The following is a 17053-nucleotide window of genomic DNA, read 5'->3' on the forward strand; positions in this document are numbered from 1 at the left end:
GATTATAACCGCCATCAGCAGGAGAACACAGTGCAAAGCACCAGTGATATGATTCAACCCATCAAATGGCAAGACCAACAGTTGCATTTGCTGGATCAGCGTTTACTTCCAACACAGCAACTCTGGCTAAATTATGAGCATGCTAGTGAGGTTAGTAATGCTATTCGTGACATGGTCGTGAGGGGCGCCCCGGCAATTGGCATAACGGCAGCTTATGCCGTGGTTTTAGCTGCCCGGGAGGCTTGGAACAAGGCAGGTGTGAATTGGAAGCAGGCAATGTATGAGCCCTTGGCCAAACTGGCAGCATCGCGTCCTACAGCGGTGAATCTGTCTTGGGCAATCGAACAAATGACAGCGATTTATGTCAACCTGCCCGAAACCTATTCTCCAGAAAAGGCTTTATTGGAAGCGGCTACCCACATTCATCAGCAGGATATTGCGGCCAACCAAACCATGGGAAAACTGGGAGCGGATTTGATTGATCCAGACAGTATGGTCTTAACCCATTGCAATGCCGGTGCACTGGCGACTGGCGGTGTTGGGACAGCATTAGGTGTAATAAGTCAGGGTTATTCAGATGGCAAAATAAAACATGTCTATGTCGATGAAACGCGTCCCTGGTTGCAAGGTGCGCGCTTAACTGCCTGGGAATTACTGCAGGGCAAAATTCCCACGACTTTGCAGGCAGATGTCACTGCGGCCTCATTAATGGCTTCTGGTAAGATCCATTGGGTTATTGTTGGTGCAGATCGAATTGCTGCCAATGGGGATGTGGCTAATAAAATCGGTACTTACTCATTAGCTGTATTAGCAAAATACCACCAGGTAAAATTTATGGTTGTAGCACCTTTATCAACCATTGATTGGCAAACTGAAACCGGAAAACAAATCGAAATCGAGCATCGCCCATCAAGGGAAGTGACTCATATTGCCAACCAGCAAATTGCGCCGGATGGGGTAAAGGTATCGAATCCGGCCTTTGATGTCACACCGGCAGAGCTGATAAACGCTATTGTTACTGAAGCAGGCGTTGTTTTGTCGCCATCAGTGACTACAATGAAAAAACTTCATAAGCACAATTAAGGAGCAGGATATGTCACAAACCGCACTGGTCACCGGTAGCAATCGAGGTATCGGGCTTGAGTTATGCCGGCAATTAAAAGAACGTGGCTTTGATGTGATTGCGACCTGTCGCCATCGCTCTCCGGCTTTAGCTGAACTGGACGTAGAGATTATTGAAGATGTTGAAGTCAGCGACCCTATCAGCCTTAAAGCACTCTCGGAAAAATTGGGTGATCGTAAAATTGATTGGCTGATTAATAATGCCGGTATCGCCGCTGGTCTGGGACTTAATGATATTGATTCCAATGCCATCGATAGTTTTAAGAGCATGTTTGAAGTGAATAGTCTTGGTCCTTTGTTAACTACCCAGACGTTAGTGGATCATATGTCCCAGGGTAGCAAGGTAGGCATTATTACCAGCCGTATGGGATCTATTGCTGATAATGACTCCGGTGGCAGTTATGCATATCGCATGTCCAAAGCCGCGGTGAATGCTGCAGGCAAGTCACTTTCAATAGATTTGAAACCCAAAGGTATTGCTGTGGCTATTTTGCATCCGGGCTGGGTCAGAACGGATATGACTGGTCATGGCGGCTTGATTGATGCGGATGAATCAGCAAAAGGTTTGCTGGATCGGATGACAGAGTTAACTATCGAGAACACAGGCACTTTCTGGCATATGAACGGTGAAGTGTTGCCTTGGTAAACTACCCATCGCTTTCACAACAGCAGCAACACGGCTTGCCGGTACTGCAAAAGCCGGCAAGCAGAATACCCGCCCAGTTTAGCGATAGCAGCCATCAACTCTGGTTTTGTGACACCGTTGATGGCCCGATGGTTTTGAAACTGTGTGATCATGCCAATATTGAACAGTCGACTTTCTGGCGAGGAATGAATAGCCTGTTTGCCATCAATTTTCCTGCGTCTTTGGCAACTATCGCAGAAGTTTATCACCGTATTTCGATGATCAGTTCTTTGGCCATTCCGTCACTAATTACCTCGATGGAAGCGCAGTTTGTATTGGCTCGGTGGTTACCAGGTAATGATGTGGAGTCATCAGCTGTAACAACTTTAACGATTAAATCATTGGCTAACCATATCGGTTTGATGCATCAGCAGCAGCATTCACGATGGGGGAGTCTGCAACAGCCAGAATACACAGCAGAAGATTGGCCGCTACGCCTGCAAAGTACGTTGCAGCTTTTAAAACAACAACAATCCCATCCGCATTCAATTGATCAAGCTGTTTTACAACAGGCTTTGAAACAAGCCGAACAACTTTCTGAAAACACGTTTGTGCCAATCATGCCCGATTTGCGTTGGGATCAGTTTCTGATGCAGCAAGGGAAGCTTTCTGCATTGGTTGATCTGGATGCGATTGTTTATGGTCCAAGAACGTTAGAATTTGTTTTGCTTGAATATTTGCTGGATCAATCACAGGCAGAACAGTTTGCTGCTGAATATCAGAATTATCAGGTTATTCCAGATCTGACGGATGTTCGGCTGCCTTATCGACTATTACTATTTTTGATGAATGTTTTAGGTGAGACAGATTTGAACTCCTGGCTCAACCATCCCGAACGGTTTAGTTAAGCAGTTCGAGTCTGGTGTTGTGCTGCTAATAACTTACGCCATTTGAAATACCCCGCCATGGCGAGAAACAGATAAATGCTGAACATGACAATAGTGGCGTAAAACCCCGTCAGTGCATAAAGTACAATCGCCGAACTGTTGATAACTTGCCAATACAACCAATTTTCCAACACTTTACGTGCCATCAATAAAGTATTCATTACCGAAAACACCATCACAAATGCATCCAGATAGGGATATTGCGTAGCATGAGCCGATAAGTAATAGCCAAACACCAAACTGAGAAAGCCACCAGTGGCAATAAAGATCAGATGATATTGCCATGGCCAGCTGTGAATATTCAGTACTGCGGTCTGGTTTTCATGACGATGCCAGAGAATAAAGCCATAGACCGCCATACCGATGTAATACAGGTTGAGCAGAGCCTGCATCGGCAACTGATTTTCCCAAAACAGGATGGTGTAAATAATGGTACTGATAAACGCTAATGGCCAGCACCATTGTGATTCTCGGGCAGCAAACAGGATATAACCGATGCCAAGCAGCGCGGCAAATACTTCCCAGCCACTCATCGACGCCAGTCCGGCTAGCGTAATATCCCACCAAGCTGATTCAGACATCAGTCTTTGACTTGATGACGATCATTACCGATCAGTTTTAACACAAAAACACTATGTGGCATCTGGGCAAACACGGCTTCAATTTCACTGTCCATCGCATCCATCACATCCCGGTATTCACCAAAAATCTGGGTGCTTAATGTATTACGGTGCACGATCAATTTTGGATTGTTTTCTAACTTGGCAATAAATGCCAAAATTGGTTCAACAAATTGTTCGGTAAGAGGATAAAGGCTGATATCAACTGAAATTCGCATTTTGTCTCTTCCTTATAATCTTTAGTAATCGTATGAAACGGTCAGGCCGAAGGTGCGTGGGTCGCCATACTGAATATATTTACGTTTAGCGTAATTTATGGACGGATCATTTTCGATGAAAAATCCACGTGTGGCGTAGTCCTTATCAAACAGATTGCGTCCCCATAGCGTGAGTCGCCAATCCTGATTCTGATATTCGATACTTGCATTGCTTATCACATAAGAGCTGGATTTGGCGTTGTGGCTATTGGAAAAGTAAAACTCGTCTTTACCTTCAATATTGGCGCGAATCACCCAGTTGGGTGCAGGATAATATTCGCCACCTAAACTGAATTGATACGCTGGCGCATGAGCTTGCTCTCGCCCAGTGACATCGAGATTGTCTCGAACATCGTAATCATTGAAATTGGTGTAAAGCAGTCCCAAGCTTGCGAGTGCACGCCACTGATCATTGATCAACCAATCCAGGTCAAATTCGATCCCAGCGTTTGTGCCTTTAGCCGCATTTTGCTGATAATCGATGAATGAAACACCTTCCTGTTTGGAATTTTTGACCTGTGCATCTTTTCGAATTCCATAGAACAGAGCAACATTGGTCAATAAATCACCCTCAAGCCAGAGTGATTTGGCACCAAGTTCCAGGTTCCACATATATTCCGTATCAAACTCGCGGAAACGAGCCTCTATTCCCGTCGCGTTATTCACACCACCGGACTTGTAGCCTCTTGACAGAGTGCTGTAGAGAAGATGGTTCTGGTTATATTGAAATTCGAGGCCAATTTTGCCACCAAAAAGCATTTCACTAGGATCCAAATCCAATCCATTGTTGTCCAAATACTCGGCTTTGAAATGCCCAACACGTAGACCATTAATCAGTGTGAGTCTTTCAGTGATGCGTGTATCAAGTTGACCAAAAATCGCTGTGTTTTCTGTTTCATATTGGTTAACTACAGGAATGAAAGTATTGCTGGCATCAAGCTTTTCGTCTTGATTTAAATAATATATCCCGACTGTCCAATCAGTTGAATTATTGAAAATTCTGCCATCTTCATTGGATAGTGCTCGGAGCTCGAAAGAATAGTTTTCTCGCCCCCTGTCGTAAACTTCTACACCATCGTATGAGCCGGGTATTCCGGCATTCCTTGGACGATTACTCCAATCTGCATCGTAGCTATAGAGCAAGTCAGATTTTGAGTAGGTCACCGTTGATTGGAGCTGTAATGCGCTACTGGCACGCCAATCACCTTTCAGGGCAAACGCATTGGTACGTTGTTTATCTTCGCCTGGTTCGTCAGATAGGCTGTTGCGGCTGTTATCCAATGTGAAAGCATCATAACCATTATCAATATTCAGATGCAGTAGGTTCAGATCAATGGTTAAATCATTATTCACTAACCATTTTAAATGGCTACGAGCAGTAATTTCATCACGGTTTTGTGTATTGTCACGACCCAGAAAGTCATTATCCATAAACCCATCTGATTGATAAGTATGAACAGCAACCCGGCCGAGTAAGGTGTCTTTAATTAATGGCCCACCAACCGCAACACCAACGCTACGGGTATTGTAATTACCAACGGTGGATTCAAAATCCATATCCAGTTTGTTGGTGGCCTGTTTGCTTTGCATATTGATTACGCCAGCAAGTGCATTGGTGCCATAACGGGTTCCCTGTGGACCTCGCAGCACTTCGACCTGTTCAATATCAAATAATGTCGCGGCTCCGCCAGTTCGACTGAAATCGATACCATCAATAATCAAACCCACAGATGGATTTAAAGGTGCAGCAAATTGACTGCGTTCACCAATACCGCGGATTTGAAAATACTGACCACGTGAAGCGCCGCTGGAGATATTTACATTCGGAGCGAGATTCAGCACATCTTCAATATGTTGAGCACCACGCGATTCAATGATTTCCTCATCGAATGTTGTCAGACTGCCCGGGATGTCTTGAGCCTCAGCGGGCCGGAAATCGGCACTGACCAGCATGGATGGTAAATCAGTGCTATCGGTCTCGGTTTGTGCAACTGCGCCGGGAGCAAATAGCGCGCTGGTGACTGCGATGGAAAGCAGGGAGGGTTTCATAACTATCCTTTTTAATGTCATAAAAAGGACAGGGGATCACGCCATTTGCATTGAACTTGCAAGAAGGGGGTGCCGCCTGTCCCTACGCCAGTATTATCTGGATCAGGTTCATCGGGTCTCCACCAACTGGTGAATCTCAGGCCTTTCGACCACCCCGAGGCTTGTATTAGTAAGTAGGTGAAATATACAGAAAAAAGTGGCATTTTCCCACCCTTAATCGTTGCACAGAAACAAAAAAAGGCGTCCGAAGACGCCTTAATGCATAAGTTATCTATAACTTATTTTTCCGCTTTACCTTTTAATGTGTCCAGACCGGAACGGAAAATACCTTTAATAGCGTTAGTGGCCGTTTCATCGTTCAACTCTTTGGGCTCATGGTGATTACCCGTGTAACCACGGAAAAATTTGGCCAACCAGGTGACTTTGGTTTGATCACCTTCTGCTTCAACAGTTAACCATGCCTTATACTTACTGACTGGTACCGCAGGGATATCATGCATTTCGCCTTCAATATCAACCTGTCCAACAGAACTCATTTCATCAATCTGATACATAAAGCTCATTGATTCTTCGTCAAACTTTTTCAACGTTTCAGTGATGGTTGAATCATTTTTAAGGGTTAAAACGCGCGTCGCGCCAGGTTCATTCCCACCTTCTGCTTTAGTAGAAATAATGGCCGGGTGCCATTTATGCAGGCTGTCGAAATCTTTAACCATGTTCCACACAGTTTCAGCATCAGCATTAATCAACACGGTTTCTTCCACTTGCAGACGTGAAGCGCCATGAGCAAATACCAATGCAGGTAACAGGAATAAGCCTGTAACCAGAACGTTTAATACAGCTTTCATTATGTTTCCTTCTTATATTTGATTTGTAATGCCAGTATTCAGCCCGATTAAACTACCATCACGTTCCAAAATGCTAAAGTCAAAATTTTACAATGCGATCGCTTTCTGGATAGTTGAGCGTTGGAGATGAGGGGCAAAAAGCTCAATAAAAGCGTAACTGTAACCGCGAAGATAACTGCCTTTGCGAATCCCCATATGTGTCGTACTTGGTTTAAATAAGTCACTGGCATCCATTGCCTGTAAAGGTGCGTCCTTATGAGGATCAAACGCCATACTGGCAATAATGCCAATACCGAGTCCCAGTTCTACATAGGTTTTAATGACATCGGCATCTGTGGCGGTGAAAATAACGTTAGGTTTAAGACCACGTTCAATAAAAGACTGATCCTGTTGCGCACGACCGGTAAAGCCCATTACATAGGTCAGTATTGGATAACGTGAAATAGCCTCAAGAGTGAGTTTTTTTTCTTTCAAAAGCGGATGTCCCGGTGGTGTTATCACGGTACGATTCCATTCGTAGCAAGGTAAAATCGCCAGATTATCAAATTTGGATAAGCCTTCAGTGGCTATCGCTAAATCTACTTTGCCAGTGGCTACCATTTCAGCGACTCCGGGGGGGGTACCCTGCACTATATTTAAGTGCACATCGGGGTACTGCTCTGAAAAGGCCTTGATAGCTTTCGGCAGAGCATAGCGTGCCTGGGTATGTGTGGTGCCGATTGACAGTGTGCCTTTTTTCTCATGACGGCTGTCAGCCGCTTGCTCACGCAAATTATCCACTTCCTGCAGCACCCGTTCAGCCATGGCAATAACGGATTCACCCAACGGGGTAATAGCCGATAAGCGTTTTCCATGTCGTTCGAAGATTTGCAAACCTAACTCATCTTCCAGTAACTGAATCTGATTGCTTACCCCTGGTTGAGAAGCATGCAGTACCTGAGCCGCTGCAGATATGCTGAGGCCACGACGAGCTACTTCGCGAACATATTTCAATTGTTGCAACTTCATCCGCTATATCCGTAATTATTATTAGTAAGGGTAAATATATAAGTTCTTAGTGATAAAAGACCAGTTATGGCGTGTTACGTTTTACATTTCAATGATTGGAACACCCTGCTGAGGAAGCTGGAAAGGCACAGTTGTTTGATACTGTTCTCTTTCAACCATTGATTCACCTTCCCGGGTTAAAATAGTTTGCATCTCAGGCTGTGACAGGTATTTGCATTTATTTTGAAAACACACTTTTATAGCCAAAGTGAGTGACTCATCGTTTCTAATAACATCATTACCAGAGGTTTCAGGAGCTTCAATTAAAGCCGGTGGAAAAATAATCTGTGCGGGTTCGACAAGCCGATTTGAATCAAACGGCTTAAAAAGAGTAGCAGTTATAAACGCAGAGCATGCTGCCGTAATCACTAACAAAAATCGATAAGTTGTCATTTTCAACCTCTCATCCAAGAGTGGAGTCAGAATTAAAATTAGAGGTTCGTCTAAACACCGTGAAAGAAATGTGAACAACCAGCAGAGTTATTCAGTCGAAGTTAAAGCAATGCCAATGGTGGTTCCTTTGTAACCATTAATATGGAATCCTTTATATGTTTAATTTATATAGATAGTAAATAATATTCATTGATTGAATATTACCAGCTGGTAAACTTGCTGCCAATAAAGCAGGGTAAAGGTCAATTTATTAATGGAATGGGGATATTTGCTGGCAGGCCTGGGCGTAGGCATTATGGTCGGTATGACAGGCGTTGGTGGCGGATCGTTGATGACCCCCATTCTGATTTTTGGGTTTGGTATTCAACCTGCAATCGCTGTAGGGACAGATTTATTGTTTGCAGCGGTAACCAAAGCCGGAGGTATCTGGGCTTATTGGCGGCATGGCGTGGTGCATTGGCGCGTGGTCTGGCGGCTTGCTGCTGGGAGCCTTCCAGCCACATTACTGACATTATGGGGGTTGAGTGCAACCGGTGTTCATGAAGGACATCACAACGATTTGATTACTGTTGCCCTTGGTGTTGCATTGATTTTAACGTCCAGCGCTTTATTACTGAAAAATTGGCTGGCTGGAATTATGAAAGCCCGTCAAGGTCATCCTTTAGTGAACTATCTGTATCGTTTACGACAGGATGAAACCATTAAAGCACCGGCAACCGTTATTACAGGTGGTTTATTAGGCATCATGGTGACCTTGTCTTCAGTAGGAGCCGGTGCATTAGGGGCAGTCGTTTTACTGTTTCTTTATCCGCGGATGCGAGGGGTTGAAATTGTGGCAACCGATATAGCACATGCGGTTCCTTTAACGGCAGTAGCCGGGTTGGGGCATTCCGCAGTGGGTACGGTCGATTGGTCGCTTTTATCCTATTTACTGATGGGATCCTTGCCAGGCATTTATATCGGCTCACATCTGGGGGTAAGAATCTCAGATAAGATTTTACGGCCGTTGCTGGCAATCATTTTGTTAATGGTTGGGATCAAATGTTTGCTTTAACAAACTAAACGAATGAAAAAGTAATTCAAAATGACAGAAATTAATGAAAAGCTTCAACTGAAAATTGATGCTGTAAAGCAGTTGCTGGAACAGATTGCGGCGGATTATAGCCCTGCAGTCTTGGCGACCAGTTATGGCGCTGAAGATATGGTGTTAATGGATTTGATTGCCAAATTTGTACCGCAAATCGGCATCTTCACTTTGGATACGGGGCGACTGCCCAAAGAAACCTATGATTTAATGCAGCAGGCTAAAAAGCACTATCAGCTTGAGGTTGAGGTTTATTACCCCGATACCCTGAGTATTGAACAGTTTGTGACACATAATGGACCAAACGCGTTTTATGACAGTGTGGATTTGCGAAAACAATGCTGTGGAATACGCAAGGTTGCCCCGTTAAAGCGTGCTTTGGCTGGTAAAAAGGCTTGGCTGACGGGAATGCGTCGCTCGCAATCGGTTACTCGTAATGAGTTGCCGGTATCTGAATGGGATGCAGACCATGAGTTACAGAAATTCAGTCCACTGACGGACTGGTCAAATGGAGAAGTATGGAAATATATCCGCGCTTTTGATGTTCCATTTAACGAATTACATAATCAGGGATATGCCAGTATTGGCTGTGCGCCCTGCACCAGAGCCATTACACCGGGTGAAGATGTCCGGGCTGGTCGCTGGTGGTGGGAAAATCCTGAAACCAAAGAATGTGGCTTACACGTAAAGGCTAAGTAACAGAGAAAAATTATGACTGAAAAACAACTGACACACTTAAAACAACTCGAAGCCGAAAGTATTCATATTATGCGTGAAGTGGCCGCTGAGTTTGAAAATCCGGTCATGCTATATTCGATTGGTAAAGATTCTGCAGTCATGCTGCATCTGGCCATGAAAGCATTTTATCCAGGCAAGCCGCCATTCCCATTGATGCATATTGATACCACCTGGAAGTTTCAGGAAATGGTCAGATTCCGTGATCAGCGAGCCAAAGATCTGGGATTGGACCTTATCGTACATACTAATCAGGAAGGTGTTGAAGCGGGCATCAACCCATTCGACCATCCTCGCTATACAGACATCATGAAAACGGATGCGTTGAAACAGGCGCTGAGTAAACATGGCTTTGATGCGGCTTTTGGTGGTGCACGCCGTGATGAAGAAAAGTCTCGTGCCAAAGAGCGGGTATATTCGTTTCGCGATAAAAACCATCGCTGGGATCCCAAAGCACAACGTCCCGAGCTATGGAATATTTATAACAGCAGAGTCAATAAAGGTGAAAGTATTCGTGTTTTCCCTCTGTCGAACTGGACTGAGCTGGATATCTGGCAATACATCTATCTGGAACAGATACCAATTGTACCGTTGTATTACGCTGCCGAGCGTCCGGTGGTCGATTACAATGGCCTGACCATTATGGTCGATGATGACCGTATGCGTATCCCAGAAGGTGAACAAATCCGGATGGAAAAAGTCCGTTTCCGCACACTGGGCTGTTATCCATTGACCGGTGCGGTGAAATCCGATGCCGATACCTTGCCTCAAATCATCCAGGAAATGCTGCTGACGACCACATCTGAACGGCAGGGGCGTGCGATTGATCACGATGAAGCTGGTTCGATGGAGAAAAAGAAACAGGAAGGTTATTTCTGATTTTGCAGGGGAAAGGAATATTAATTTCTTTTCTAACCAATAAATAGAATTACATACGATGCTCAAATTGATTGGCATCTTGACCCGTAAAGATAATTAAACCAGGCACTCAACATGACATATGAAACTGATGCGCTGATTGCGACCGATATCGAAGCCTATCTCAAACAACACGAAAACAAGGAACTGCTGCGTTTTCTGACCTGCGGTAATGTGGATGACGGTAAAAGTACGCTGATTGGGCGACTTTTACACGATTCCAAAATGATTTATGAAGACCAGCTGGAAGCAGTGACACGCGACAGTGTGAAATCCGGAACAACAGGGAATCAGGTTGATCTGGCTTTGCTGGTTGATGGTTTGCAGGCAGAACGTGAGCAGGGCATTACCATTGATGTGGCTTACCGCTATTTTTCCACCACCAAACGTAAATTCATCATTGCCGATACCCCAGGGCACGAACAATATACCCGTAATATGGCCACCGGCGCGTCAACCTGTCAGTTGGCTGTTATTCTGATTGATGCTCGTTATGGAATGCAGACCCAAACCCGTCGGCATAGTTTTATTGCCTCATTGTTGGGCATTAAACACATTATCGTTGCCATTAATAAAATGGATTTGATGGATTTCAGCGAACAGGTGTTTAACGATATTCGCAAAGCGTATAGCGAATTTGCCCGCGAACTGGAAATTGAAGATATTCACTTTGTACCGATGTCTGCCTTAAACGGCGACAACGTGGTGAACAGAAGTGAAAACATGCCCTGGTATCAGGGCAACACCATGATGGAACTGCTGGAAAATATTGAGATTGGCAAAGATGCCAATACCCAAGACGCGCGTTTCCCGGTGCAATATGTCAATCGACCGAATATGAATTTCCGTGGTTACTGTGGCACCTTATCTGCTGGTATTCTGAAGCCTGGGGATGAAATCACAGTATTACCATCGGGCAGAGAGAGCAAAGTTAAAGCATTGGTTACTTATGACGGTGAGATTGATCATGCTGTCCCGGGTGAATCGATAACCGTCACCTTACAGGATGAAGTGGATGTCAGTCGTGGCGATATGATTGTGCATCGAGACCATCAGCCACATGTTTCCAGTCGTTTTAAAGCCATGGTCGTGTGGATGACAGAACAGCCGCTGGTGGCAAATAAACAATTTAACATCAAGGTCGGCGTTTCTGACAGTACAGGCGTCATGACACAGATTGATCATCAGATTGATGTCAATACGCTGGCCCATAATGCTGTGACTGAGCTGAAACTCAATGAAATTGGTTTATGTGAATTTTCATTAAATAAGCCCGTTGTGTTTGATGCCTACAAACGCAATCGCACTACCGGTGCCTTTATCGTTATTGATCGTCTGACCAATGTCACGATTGGTGCTGGCATGATTACCGAAGCCATTTTCGGCGTGACCAATGAGACCGTAACATCAACTAATATCTCTGCTTTTGAGGTTGAACTGAATGCCTTAATCCGTAAGCATTTCCCGCATTGGGATGCCAAAGATATCAGTGATCTACTGAAGTAAAATTCAAATAAATCAGGCCGCGCCTGCGGCCTGATTTTATGATCCATTGCTCCGGAACAATCTTTTAAAATCCTTCTTTTGAACCAGTCAAATCCCGTTAAAATTTTCCGTTACATGGATGCGGTTTGCTTTATGTTATTGAAGCCTTCCTTCGTTTTTGCCATCGTGTTCAAAATTGTTAAAGTTACTTTGTAAAATTTTTGCGAATAATGTGAACCGGTTTGAGTAGCGAATTGTGATTTAGGTTACATTCTGCGGAACCGGGATTGGTGAACAATGAAAGAACAAGCAGCTTTTCGAAAGATAGGTTGTGGTGAGTGTTTAAACAGTGGTTTATTGGGCTTCGATTTTTCGATGGCATTCCAGCCGATAGTCAATACCACCAGTCAAACAGTTTATGCGCAGGAGGCTCTTGTTCGAGGCTTGGAAGGACAGGGAGGAGGCCGCCACGTTTTTGAGAATGTAAATAAAGATAATCGCTATCGTTTTGATCAAGCCTGTCGGGTCAAAGCCATTAAGCTTGCAGCAGAGCTCAATATTCAGAGCAAACTCAGCATCAACGTTATGCCCAATGCGGTGTATAAACCTGAATTATGTATCAGGACAACACTGGAAGCTGTTCAAATATACAATTTCCCCATCGAACGCATTATTTTCGAAGTTACCGAAGGTGAGCCGATAAATGATCACGCTCATTTACAGGACATTATCCAGTCTTATCAGCTGCAGGGATTTATCACGGCGATCGATGATTTTGGTGCCGGTTATGCTGGCTTAAATTTGCTGTCAAATATGCAGACTGATTTGGTGAAACTGGATATGGCCTTGGTAAGAAATATTCACAACGATAGCGTTCGGCAGACCATTAGCCGCGGTATCATTGCGGTTTGTGATGATTTGAATATTACCGTGATAGCTGAAGGCATCGAATCCGCAGATGAACTGCAGGTTTTGCAAGAGATGGGAATCGAGTTATTCCAGAGGTTTTATTTTGCCAGGCCACGTTTTGAATCTTTGGCAACTGTTTCATCCGATTGGTGGCGCTGAAGTAATAACAGACCCTAATAATGCTTGATGCCAAAGCTGTTGTTTGGTTTCGTAGTTCATAGCGGCATGTGCCGGACTGGTCGAGGGGAGCCTGAGGTATAACGGTGAAATCCCCGCAGCTTCCAGTTGTTTTGCCACATAGCGATTGAAGACCTGTTCTGCTTTACCTCCGTTAAATAAGATCTGTTTTATCGATGGATAACTTTGCAGAAATGCGACAAAATCATTAGCAATCATCGACTCCGTTTCAATGTGCTGATCCAGACTTCCCGGCCGACGACAACTCTTCAATACATCCCACACAGCAATCTGATCCTGTTTTAATAACTCACAGCGTTGCGAATAGTCTAACTTCTCCGAATAACCATAAAACGACGTAATGATTGGCCAGAACGCATTGCGTGGATGGGCGTAATAACGCTGCTGTTTTAATGATTCCTTTCCTGGCATGGAGCCGAGAATAAGGATTTTCGGCGTTGTGCCAACAATCGGTGGAAAGCTGGTGGCAAGTTCTGGAATCTGTTTGTCTTCCATAGTCTTACTGATAGAGCCTATCCTGATGTCTTATCCAGCCATGTGGATGACGGTTGGCTGGATCATGATGTGTCCAGTGAATTAAGCCGCCTTTATCGTTCCAGATATATTCACCGTAAACACGGACTTGGTCACCTTCTCTGATATCGTCAATTCTTGGTGCCAAATCGATATTGTGAACAATTAACAGAGTTTGTCCGCTGGCTAACTCGATAATAAAACGTTGATGTCGGCTACCTTCGTTGTCGTCGGATAACAACCGGGAGACTGTGCCGGACACCTCAATTTGAACATCACTCTGACGCTGTTCAATTAGCTGGCCAATACCACCCGTCGGTGCGGGAGAATTATTCTGTGGTGCGGGCTCATAAAAACTGCCCATAAAGATCAGAATGGCAAAGCCAAATATGATCCACACTCGTTGTTGCATACGCTTTGGTTTAGACATTATCGATTTGCTCCGCCAATAGCTCAATCCAATGGTTTTCTGGCTGCTATTAAGAGGTACGGGTGCAGCTGACAGCCAATATTCACCGTAACAATTTTATCTGGTTGCAACAGCGAATAACTGCCTGCCGACCCGCAACATAATATTGCGCATTACTTACAACTGTCGTTGTGTAGCCAACTTATTGCAGAATATTTTCCACCACTTCGGATACTGTTGACCATTCTGCAGGCAAAAGGGACAGATAAAGACTTTATTGATACCGTCGCCAACGTTGTGTTCTGCAGAACTACATAATCTAACCTTTGCCATGAATGATTTTGCAGCCAGTACATAAACACGGACGCTGCCAGTTAATGGCCTGATGAAGCCGGATACCCAGTCACAATGTTGCCGTCCAACGTGGTATTTTCGCTAAAATACGGCGGATAAAATGGCAGACGTTGATTATACTCTGCCAGCAACTCCTGCAAATCACTTTGTTTCGCACCTGTAAAAGCCGTAACGACCAACTCAGTAGGCTGAATACCCTGATGCTCTTATAGTGACAACGTTTGTTCAGGTTGTGCCTGGTATGGAATTAACCCAGCAGCAGGAACGCACCGAAGCGACTCATTCCGGCTCGACGCAGGGAGGAGCACCGAAGGGACCCCCGACTTTAGAAGGGGAAGGATGTCAAAATTTCCTGTTATAAGTCGTCATCGTTATAATGTGTGATCCATTAAAGCCGTTTAGAGACCACAAATGTATCAATACGATGAGTATGATCAAACGATGATAGATCAGCGCGTAGCACAATTTCGTGATCAGACCCGTCGTTTTCTTGCCGGTGAACTGACAGAAGAACAGTTTCGCCCGCTACGATTGATGAATGGTCTATACATTCAGCTTCATGCACCAATGTTACGGGTCGCTATTCCTTATGGCATGATGTCATCCCGCCAGGTTCGTAAAATTGCAGAAGTTGCACGTCGCTATGACAAGGGCTTTGTGCATTTCACGACACGGCAGAATTTTCAAATGAACTGGCCTAAATTAGAAGCGGTGCCCGAGATTCTGGCAGAACTGGCCAGTGTACAAATACATTCTATTCAAAGTAGCGGTAACTGCATTCGTAACACTACGTCGGATCAACTCGCTGGCATTAATGCCAATGAAATTGAAGATCCACGTCCATGGGCTGAAATTATTCGTCAATGGTCAACATTTCATCCAGAATTTGCTTATTTACCACGCAAATTTAAAATTGCCGTGGTGGGTTCGAAAGAAGATCGCGCGGCAACTAAATTGCATGATATTGGTTTACATCTGGTCAAAAATCACGAAGATGAAGTCGGTTTTGAAGTGCTGGTGGGGGGCGGTTTAGGACGCACCCCGGTTATTGGTGAACAGATTAGACCCTTTTTGAAAAAACAGGATTTGTTGTCTTACCTTGAAGCTATTTTGCGCGTCTACAATCGATTGGGTCGCCGAGATAACAAGTTTAAAGCACGCATTAAAATCACTGTTCGAGAACACGGTATTAATCATATTCGTGAACTGGTGGAGGCTGAATGGGTACATATTCGCGAACAGTTAAAGCTGGATACAAAAGAAATTGAACGGGTAAAGCAGTATTTCACCAAACCGGCTTATGAAATGGACACGGCGGATTCTGATAGCCATTATGCTGATTTACTAGCACAAGACAAAGAATTTGCCCTTTGGGTCAAACAAAATACTGTGGATCATAAAATCCCTGGCTATCGTGCAGCCTATGTTTCATTGAAAAAACCTGGCCAGGCTCCAGGCGATATCACTTCCGAACAACTGGAAGTAGTTGCTGATCTCGCCGATGAATTCAGTTTTGGTGAAGTGCGTTCCACCCATACGCAGAATCTTATTTTCACTGATGTAAAACAAGCCGATCTGTACGCACTATGGCTACGTCTTAACTCAGAAAACCTGGCCACACCGAATATCAATACCCTGACAGATATTATCTGCTGTCCAGGCTTGGATTATTGTGGTTTGGCCAATGCGACTTCAATTCCATTATCTAAAGGTATTGCGCAGCGTTTTGATGATCTCGACTATCTTTATGACCTGGGTGATATCAAAATCAAATTCTCTGGTTGCATGAATGGCTGTGCTCATCAAAGTGTGGGACATATCGGTATTCTGGGGGTCGATAAAAAAGGTGAGGAGTGGTATCAGTTTACGTTGGGCGGCAGTTCAGAAGCTGATGCATCACTTGGTGAGCGTCTGGGGCGAGCGATTCCGAAAAATGAAGTTGTTGATACCGTTGCACATTTATTGGATGCTTATATCGATCTGCGACATGATGATGAAAGCTTTCTCATGACGGTACGCCGTGTTGGCGTAGATCCCTTCAAGGAGCGTGTTTATGCAGAAAATCATTAAAGATCGTGAATTAGTTGATGATCACTGGCAGCATCTTGACGACGAGGCCGAATTGGTTGTCGGTAATATCACGGTTTCAATAAACCGCTGGCAGGAACAGCAAGAAACGTTGAGCCATCATGAAGATGGACTGGGCATCCGGCTTTCCGGAAATGATCCGCTTGAAGAAATCGTGCCGGATTTAGGCCGATTTCAACTGGTGGTATTGTTATTCCCCGTGTTTACAGATGGTCGGTGTTACTCTTATGCACGGTTATTGCGAGATCGCTACCAGTTTAAAGGTGAAATTCGTGCCCAGGGTGATGTGCTATACGACCAGCTGTTTTATATGTCGCAGTGTGGTATCAACAGTTTTGAACTGGCCAATCCTAATCATCTGGCGCAGGCATTGGCAGCATTCGATGACTTTAGCGAAAGTTATCAGGCAACGGCGCTAAGACCTGTTCCTTTATATCGCCGTCGCTAATTCG

General features: G+C 44.6%; 18 protein-coding genes and 1 riboswitch. Of the genes, 10 read left to right on the forward strand and 8 right to left on the reverse strand.

The window, feature by feature from the left end; translation table 11 throughout:
* Positions 1-30: 30 nt before the first annotated feature.
* The 3 genes from mtnA to Q7A_RS04645 are packed head-to-tail and all read left to right on the forward strand — an operon-like array spanning position 31 to position 2655.
* On the forward strand, positions 31-1083 hold the full coding sequence (mtnA, locus tag Q7A_RS04635; protein ID WP_014706173.1) for an S-methyl-5-thioribose-1-phosphate isomerase: 1053 nt from the start codon (positions 31-33) through the stop codon (positions 1081-1083).
* A 10-nt stretch (positions 1084-1093) separates the two neighbouring features.
* Positions 1094-1768, forward strand: coding sequence for an SDR family oxidoreductase (locus tag Q7A_RS04640; RefSeq protein WP_014706174.1), 675 nt, complete (start codon positions 1094-1096; stop codon positions 1766-1768).
* Complete coding sequence (locus tag Q7A_RS04645) at positions 1762-2655, forward strand: phosphotransferase (RefSeq protein ID WP_014706175.1); 894 nt, start codon at positions 1762-1764, stop codon at positions 2653-2655. The genes Q7A_RS04640 and Q7A_RS04645 overlap by 7 nt, the downstream gene beginning before the upstream one ends.
* On the opposite strand, the gene pnuC is transcribed toward Q7A_RS04645, so the two are convergent.
* From pnuC to Q7A_RS04675, 6 genes are all read right to left on the reverse strand, one after another.
* On the reverse strand, positions 2652-3275 hold the full coding sequence (gene pnuC / locus Q7A_RS04650) for a nicotinamide riboside transporter PnuC (RefSeq protein ID WP_014706176.1): 624 nt from the start codon (positions 3273-3275) through the stop codon (positions 2652-2654). The two genes, Q7A_RS04645 and pnuC, sit on opposite strands and share 4 nt — an antisense overlap.
* A complete protein-coding gene (locus Q7A_RS04655; RefSeq protein ID WP_014706177.1) occupies positions 3275-3532 on the reverse strand; it encodes a YkoF family thiamine/hydroxymethylpyrimidine-binding protein in 258 nt (85 codons plus the stop codon). Before Q7A_RS04655 ends, pnuC begins: the two co-directional genes overlap by 1 nt.
* Before the next feature lie 21 nt (positions 3533-3553).
* Positions 3554-5620: a TonB-dependent receptor gene (locus Q7A_RS04660; RefSeq protein ID WP_014706178.1), complete on the reverse strand. Its 2067-nt coding sequence runs from the start codon at positions 5618-5620 to the stop codon at positions 3554-3556.
* A 61-nt stretch (positions 5621-5681) separates the two neighbouring features.
* Positions 5682-5787, reverse strand: a riboswitch (TPP riboswitch).
* A gap of 111 nt (positions 5788-5898) precedes the next feature.
* Positions 5899-6468 (reverse strand): SRPBCC family protein, encoded by a 570-nt coding sequence (locus Q7A_RS04665; RefSeq protein WP_014706179.1) that lies wholly within the window; start codon positions 6466-6468, stop codon positions 5899-5901.
* An 87-nt stretch (positions 6469-6555) separates the two neighbouring features.
* Entirely contained in the window at positions 6556-7476 is a 921-nt protein-coding gene (cysB, locus tag Q7A_RS04670; protein ID WP_014706180.1) for an HTH-type transcriptional regulator CysB, read from the reverse strand.
* Between the two features lie 81 nt (positions 7477-7557).
* The gene (locus Q7A_RS04675; protein WP_014706181.1) at positions 7558-7908 is read right to left on the reverse strand and encodes a hypothetical protein; all 351 of its coding nucleotides are present in this window, start codon (positions 7906-7908) and stop codon (positions 7558-7560) included.
* Between the two features lie 253 nt (positions 7909-8161).
* Here Q7A_RS04675 and Q7A_RS04680 point away from each other — a divergent pair, with 253 nt between their 5' ends.
* From Q7A_RS04680 to Q7A_RS04700, 5 genes are all read left to right on the forward strand, one after another.
* A complete protein-coding gene (locus tag Q7A_RS04680; RefSeq protein WP_014706182.1) occupies positions 8162-8962 on the forward strand; it encodes a sulfite exporter TauE/SafE family protein in 801 nt (266 codons plus the stop codon).
* Positions 8963-8992: 30 nt separating this feature from the next.
* Positions 8993-9691: a phosphoadenylyl-sulfate reductase gene (locus Q7A_RS04685; RefSeq protein ID WP_014706183.1), complete on the forward strand. Its 699-nt coding sequence runs from the start codon at positions 8993-8995 to the stop codon at positions 9689-9691.
* Positions 9692-9703: 12 nt separating this feature from the next.
* Entirely contained in the window at positions 9704-10606 is a 903-nt protein-coding gene (cysD, locus tag Q7A_RS04690) for a sulfate adenylyltransferase subunit CysD (protein ID WP_014706184.1), read from the forward strand.
* 114 nt (positions 10607-10720) lie between these two features.
* Positions 10721-12151 (forward strand): sulfate adenylyltransferase subunit CysN, encoded by a 1431-nt coding sequence (gene cysN / locus Q7A_RS04695; protein WP_014706185.1) that lies wholly within the window; start codon positions 10721-10723, stop codon positions 12149-12151.
* Between the two features lie 276 nt (positions 12152-12427).
* Positions 12428-13198 (forward strand): EAL domain-containing protein, encoded by a 771-nt coding sequence (locus tag Q7A_RS04700; RefSeq protein ID WP_014706187.1) that lies wholly within the window; start codon positions 12428-12430, stop codon positions 13196-13198.
* On the opposite strand, the gene Q7A_RS04705 is transcribed toward Q7A_RS04700, so the two are convergent.
* Together Q7A_RS04705 and Q7A_RS04710 are read right to left on the reverse strand one after the other, a co-directional pair.
* On the reverse strand, positions 13178-13732 hold the full coding sequence (locus tag Q7A_RS04705; RefSeq protein ID WP_014706188.1) for a DNA-deoxyinosine glycosylase: 555 nt from the start codon (positions 13730-13732) through the stop codon (positions 13178-13180). The two genes, Q7A_RS04700 and Q7A_RS04705, sit on opposite strands and share 21 nt — an antisense overlap.
* A gap of 4 nt (positions 13733-13736) precedes the next feature.
* On the reverse strand, positions 13737-14180 hold the full coding sequence (locus Q7A_RS04710) for a DUF3465 domain-containing protein (protein ID WP_014706189.1): 444 nt from the start codon (positions 14178-14180) through the stop codon (positions 13737-13739).
* 744 nt (positions 14181-14924) lie between these two features.
* On the opposite strand from Q7A_RS04710, the gene Q7A_RS04715 reads away from it, so the two are divergent.
* Positions 14925-16583, forward strand: coding sequence for a nitrite/sulfite reductase (locus Q7A_RS04715; RefSeq protein ID WP_014706191.1), 1659 nt, complete (start codon positions 14925-14927; stop codon positions 16581-16583).
* Positions 16567-17049 carry a DUF934 domain-containing protein gene (locus Q7A_RS04720; protein WP_014706192.1) on the forward strand — a complete coding sequence of 161 codons (483 nt, stop codon included), beginning with the start codon at positions 16567-16569 and terminating at the stop codon, positions 17047-17049. The genes Q7A_RS04715 and Q7A_RS04720 overlap by 17 nt, the downstream gene beginning before the upstream one ends.
* Positions 17050-17053 lie beyond the last annotated feature (4 nt).

The organism is Methylophaga nitratireducenticrescens (assembly GCF_000260985.4).
In the GTDB taxonomy this organism is placed as follows: Bacteria; Pseudomonadota; Gammaproteobacteria; order Nitrosococcales; family Methylophagaceae; genus Methylophaga; species Methylophaga nitratireducenticrescens.

What these genes read in the sequence shown, in the direction of transcription:
- Q7A_RS04675 (WP_014706181.1), bottom strand. Translation starts at nt 7,908, where the DNA reads ATGACAACTTATCGATTTTTGTTAGTGATTACGGCAGCATGCTCTGCG.
- cysN (WP_014706185.1), top strand. Translation starts at nt 10,721, where the DNA reads ATGACATATGAAACTGATGCGCTGATTGCGACCGATATCGAAGCCTAT.
- Q7A_RS04700 (WP_014706187.1), top strand. Translation starts at nt 12,428, where the DNA reads ATGAAAGAACAAGCAGCTTTTCGAAAGATAGGTTGTGGTGAGTGTTTA.
- Q7A_RS04640 (WP_014706174.1), top strand. Translation starts at nt 1,094, where the DNA reads ATGTCACAAACCGCACTGGTCACCGGTAGCAATCGAGGTATCGGGCTT.
- Q7A_RS04660 (WP_014706178.1), bottom strand. Translation starts at nt 5,620, where the DNA reads ATGAAACCCTCCCTGCTTTCCATCGCAGTCACCAGCGCGCTATTTGCT.
- Q7A_RS04715 (WP_014706191.1), top strand. Translation starts at nt 14,925, where the DNA reads ATGTATCAATACGATGAGTATGATCAAACGATGATAGATCAGCGCGTA.
- Q7A_RS04665 (WP_014706179.1), bottom strand. Translation starts at nt 6,468, where the DNA reads ATGAAAGCTGTATTAAACGTTCTGGTTACAGGCTTATTCCTGTTACCT.
- cysB (WP_014706180.1), bottom strand. Translation starts at nt 7,476, where the DNA reads ATGAAGTTGCAACAATTGAAATATGTTCGCGAAGTAGCTCGTCGTGGC.
- Q7A_RS04685 (WP_014706183.1), top strand. Translation starts at nt 8,993, where the DNA reads ATGACAGAAATTAATGAAAAGCTTCAACTGAAAATTGATGCTGTAAAG.
- Q7A_RS04655 (WP_014706177.1), bottom strand. Translation starts at nt 3,532, where the DNA reads ATGCGAATTTCAGTTGATATCAGCCTTTATCCTCTTACCGAACAATTT.
- Q7A_RS04705 (WP_014706188.1), bottom strand. Translation starts at nt 13,732, where the DNA reads ATGGAAGACAAACAGATTCCAGAACTTGCCACCAGCTTTCCACCGATT.
- cysD (WP_014706184.1), top strand. Translation starts at nt 9,704, where the DNA reads ATGACTGAAAAACAACTGACACACTTAAAACAACTCGAAGCCGAAAGT.
- Q7A_RS04720 (WP_014706192.1), top strand. Translation starts at nt 16,567, where the DNA reads ATGCAGAAAATCATTAAAGATCGTGAATTAGTTGATGATCACTGGCAG.
- Q7A_RS04680 (WP_014706182.1), top strand. Translation starts at nt 8,162, where the DNA reads ATGGAATGGGGATATTTGCTGGCAGGCCTGGGCGTAGGCATTATGGTC.
- Q7A_RS04710 (WP_014706189.1), bottom strand. Translation starts at nt 14,180, where the DNA reads ATGTCTAAACCAAAGCGTATGCAACAACGAGTGTGGATCATATTTGGC.
- pnuC (WP_014706176.1), bottom strand. Translation starts at nt 3,275, where the DNA reads ATGTCTGAATCAGCTTGGTGGGATATTACGCTAGCCGGACTGGCGTCG.